The organism is uncultured Ralstonia sp., assembly GCA_913056305.1.
Taxonomy (GTDB): Bacteria; Pseudomonadota; Gammaproteobacteria; order Burkholderiales; family Burkholderiaceae; genus Ralstonia.
This window is the reverse complement of sequence record CAJXMR010000318.1, coordinates 1-3,771: the sequence shown is the minus strand read 5'-3', so window position 1 is coordinate 3,771 and position 3,771 is coordinate 1. Positions and strand designations below refer to the sequence as shown.

General features: G+C 66.1%; 4 protein-coding genes. 1 reads left to right on the top strand and 3 read right to left on the bottom strand.

Annotated elements, in window-relative coordinates; translation table 11 throughout:
• A partial coding sequence (locus tag QZ609_RS25245; RefSeq protein ID WP_295500883.1) for an SDR family oxidoreductase occupies positions 1-357 on the top strand: 357 nt, incomplete at its 5' end.
• Positions 358-676: 319 nt separating this feature from the next.
• Here the strand turns inward: QZ609_RS25245 and QZ609_RS25240 are convergent.
• The 3 genes from QZ609_RS25240 to QZ609_RS25230 form a co-directional block, all read right to left on the bottom strand.
• A complete protein-coding gene (locus tag QZ609_RS25240; RefSeq protein ID WP_295500881.1) occupies positions 677-1,513 on the bottom strand; it encodes an ABC transporter permease in 837 nt (278 codons plus the stop codon).
• Between the two features lie 28 nt (positions 1,514-1,541).
• Positions 1,542-2,801 (bottom strand): ABC transporter permease, encoded by a 1,260-nt coding sequence (locus QZ609_RS25235; protein ID WP_295500879.1) that lies wholly within the window; start codon positions 2,799-2,801, stop codon positions 1,542-1,544.
• A gap of 109 nt (positions 2,802-2,910) precedes the next feature.
• The coding region (locus QZ609_RS25230; protein ID WP_295500877.1) for an ABC transporter substrate-binding protein at positions 2,911-3,771 on the bottom strand (861 nt) is incomplete at its 5' end.

Here is a 3,771-nt window from a genome sequence, read left to right as displayed (position 1 = left end):
GACGGCGGGCGCATCGTCAATATCTCGTCGGGGCTGGCGCGCTTTGCGCTGCCGGGCTACGGCGCGTATGCGGCGATGAAGGGCGCGATCGAGGTGCTGACCAAGTACCTGGCGAAGGAACTCGGGCCGCGCGGCATTGCCGTGAACGTGGTGGCGCCGGGCGCCATCGAGACCGACTTCGGCGGCGGCACGGTACGCGACAACGCCCAGGTGAACGCCATGGTGGCGTCCAACACGGCGCTGGGCCGCGTGGGCCAGCCGGATGACATCGGTGGGGTGGTGGCCTCGCTGCTCCAGCCTGACAACCGCTGGATCAACGCCCAGCGCATCGAGGCTTCGGGCGGGATGTTCCTGTAAGCCGGTTCCGGCGCGGCGTGTGGAGCTCAAGGCTCGGCGCGCAGAGCGAGAACACGCCACGCGCGATGCCCAAAGCTCCAGACGCCGAGCAAAAAGCGTCGCGTCTGGAGCCTGAAGGCTGGGCGTGCCGAGCTTTCTGCTCCAATCGCAAAGCAAAAAGCTTCGCGCGCAAAGGAAAAGGCTCCGACGGTAGAGCCTCAGGGCTGCAATCGCCGAGCTTTTTGCTCCCACCGCCAAGCTGCAAGGCTTTGCGATTGGAGCGTTGGGCTTTGCGCGTGCAGCGAAATGCTTTGCGGCGGGAGCTTGAAGGCGTGCGCGCTCAGGCCACCGCCTTGGCCGCCGCGCGCCCACGCAGCCACTCGAAGGTCAGCAGCAGGCAGGTCGAGAAGACGATGAGGATGGTCGCCAGCGCGGCGATGGTCGGCGAGATGTTCTCGCGGATGCCGGTGAACATCTGGCGCGGCAGCGTGACCTGATCGGCGCCGGCCAGGAACAGCGTCACCACCACCTCGTCGAACGACGTGGCGAAGGCGAACAGCGCGCCGGAAATCACGCCCGGGGCGATCACCGGCAGGGTGATGCGGAAGAAGGTCGTGACCGGGTTGGCGCCCAGCGACAGGCTGGCGCGCACCAGGTTGTGGTTGAAGCCCTGCAGCGTCGCCAGCACGGTCGTCACCACAAACGGCACGCCCAGTGCCGCATGCGCCAGGATCAGGCCGATATACGTGCTGGCCAGCCCCAGCGGCGCGAAGAACAAATACATGCCGACGCCGACCACCACCACCGGCACGATCATCGGCGACACCAGCACCGCCATCAGCAGCCCCTTGCCACGGAACTCCGCCTTCGACAGCCCGATGGCCGCCAGCGTGCCGAGCACCGTGGCCACCACCGTGGCCGCCGGCGCGACGATGAAGCTGTTCTTGGCCGCCATGCGCCATTCATCGGAGGCGATCAGGTTCTGGTACCAGCGCAGCGAGAAGCTCGGGATCGGGTAGACCAGGAAGGTGCTCGACGAGAACGACAGCGGCACGATCGCCAGCACCGGCAGCACGAGGTAGAGCAGCGTGAGCACCGCTAGCCCGCGCAGCGCGAAGTACCAGACACGCTCGACGAGCGAGGTGTGCGGGGCGAACATCGGTTTCGGGAATTTCATGACGCGTTTTCCGATTCTGTCTTCGTGTTCACGGGCGGACCTTGGCGCGCGTGAAGCGGCCATAGACGCCGTACAGCACCAACGTGGCCGCCAGCAGCAGGGCGCCCAGCGCGCACGCCATGCCCCAGTTGATGGTGACGTTGGTGAAGTAGGCCACGTAGTAGCTGACCATCTGGTCGTTCGGGCCACCCAGCAGCGCGGGCGTGATGTAGTAGCCGATCGCCAGGATGAACACCAGCAGCGCGCCGGCGCCCACGCCCGGGTAGGTCTGCGGCACATACACGCGCCAGAACGCGGCAAACGGATGGCTGCCCAGCGACACCGCCGCGCGCTGGTAGGTGGGCGGGATCGACTTCATCACGCTGTACAGCGGCAGGATCATGAAGGGCAGCAGGATGTGCGTCATGGAGATATAGACGCCCACGCGGTTGAACAGCAGCGCCAGCGGCTCCTTGATGACGCCGAGGTCGATCAACGCGTGGTTGACCAGGCCCTCGGTCTGCAGCAGCACGATCCACGCCGCCACGCGCACCAGGATGGAGGTCCAGAACGGGATCAGCACCATCACCATCACCAGGTTGGCGCGGCGCTCGGAGAGCGTGGAGATCCAGTAGGCCAGCGGATAGCCGAGCAGCAGTGTGAACAGCGTCACCATCGCGCTGATGACGAAGGTGCGGCCGAACACGGTCACGTAGATCTGCTCGTCGGGGTCGGTTGCTTCAATGTGGCCGAAAGCGTCTTGCCGGTGGTCCAGCGCGGCCAGCAGGTAGAACGGCGAGGTGCGGCTGCCGTTCTTGGCGATGGCCTGCCAGTAGGTCGGGTCGCCCCAGCGCTCGTCGAGTTCGAGCAGCTTGGCGCGGGTCTGGGCCGGGGCCAGTGCGTGGTTCTGATCGTCGACCAGCGGCATGGCGCGCGCGGTCTTGGCGACCAGCGAGCGGAAGCCGGGGATTTCAGTATTCAGGCGGCGGGCCAGCGCGCCCATCGCCTCGCCTTCGCTCACGGTGGTCAGGTCGGCGGCGAGTGCGGCGTAGGCGGCGTCGGCGGGTGGGCTCTTGCGGTCCCAACTGCCCAGCGCGACCACCGTCTTGGGCAGCGCGTCGGCCACCTCGGGGTTCTGCACGGCGCGCGTGAGCAGGGCGCCGATCGGCACGACAAAGATGAGCAGCAGGAAGATGGCCAGCGGCGCGACCAAGGCCAACGCCATGGCGCGTTTGCGCGCCTCAGCGCTCTTCAGTTCGCGTTTGAGTTTGGCCGTCGATTCGGGAACCGATTCAGCCGCGATCGTCATGGTGTTCAATCCTGCCTCGCCGTGTGCTGCGGGAATCTTTCCGGCGGATGCCGCGCCGTTGTGGCATGGCGCGGCATCCGCACGGTCACTTCATTACTGCGTTACGTCCTTACTTCGACGCCCACGAGGCGAAGCGCTGTTCGAGCTCGTCGCCATGGTCGGTCCAGAACTGCAGGTTCTGCAGCACGGCGTTCTTGCCGTTCTCGGGCGAGTTCGGCAGGTTGGCCTGGGTCTTGGCGTCCAGCGCCTTGATGGCGGCGATGTTGGCCGGGCCGTAGGCGATGTGCTTCGCATACTCCTGCTGCGCCTTCTGCGACAGGGTGTAGGCGATGTACTGCTCGGCCAGCGCCTTGTTGGGCGTGCCCTTGGGGATGGCCCAGTAGTCCAGGTCGTAGATGCTGCCGTTCCAGACCACCTTCAGGTTCTTGCCTTCGCGCTGGGCGGCGTCGATGCGGCCGTTGAAGGCGGTGGACATGACCACGTCACCCGCCACCAGGAACTGCGGCGGCTGCGCGCCGGCCTCCCACCACTGGATGTTCGGCTTCAGTTCGTCGAGCTTCTTGAACGCGCGGTTCTGGCCGTCCTTGGTGGCCAGCACCTTGTAGACGTCCTTGACCGGCACGCCATCGGCCATCAGTGCGAATTCCAGGTTGTAGCGCGCGCCCTTGCGCATGCCGCGCTTGCCCGGGAATTTCTTCACGTCCCAGAAATCGGCCCAGCCGGTGGGGGCGCTCTTGAGCTTGTCGGCGTTGTAGGCCAGCGCGGTGGACCACACGAAGAAGCCGACGCCGCAGGCTTGCGGGGCTTCCGGAATCAGGTCGGCCTTCTTGGCGATCTTGCTCCAGTCGAGCTTCTCGAACAGGCCTTCATCGCAGCCGCGGCCGATGTCGCCGGACTCGACTTCCACCACGTCCCAGTTGACGTGCTTGGCTTCCACCATGGCCTTGATCTTGGCCTGCTCGCCGTTGTA

Excerpts from the sequence above, each read along its gene's own strand:
- QZ609_RS25240 (WP_295500881.1), bottom strand. The coding sequence starts at position 1,513 with ATGAAATTCCCGAAACCGATGTTCGCCCCGCACACCTCGCTCGTCGAG.
- QZ609_RS25235 (WP_295500879.1), bottom strand. The coding sequence starts at position 2,801 with ATGACGATCGCGGCTGAATCGGTTCCCGAATCGACGGCCAAACTCAAA.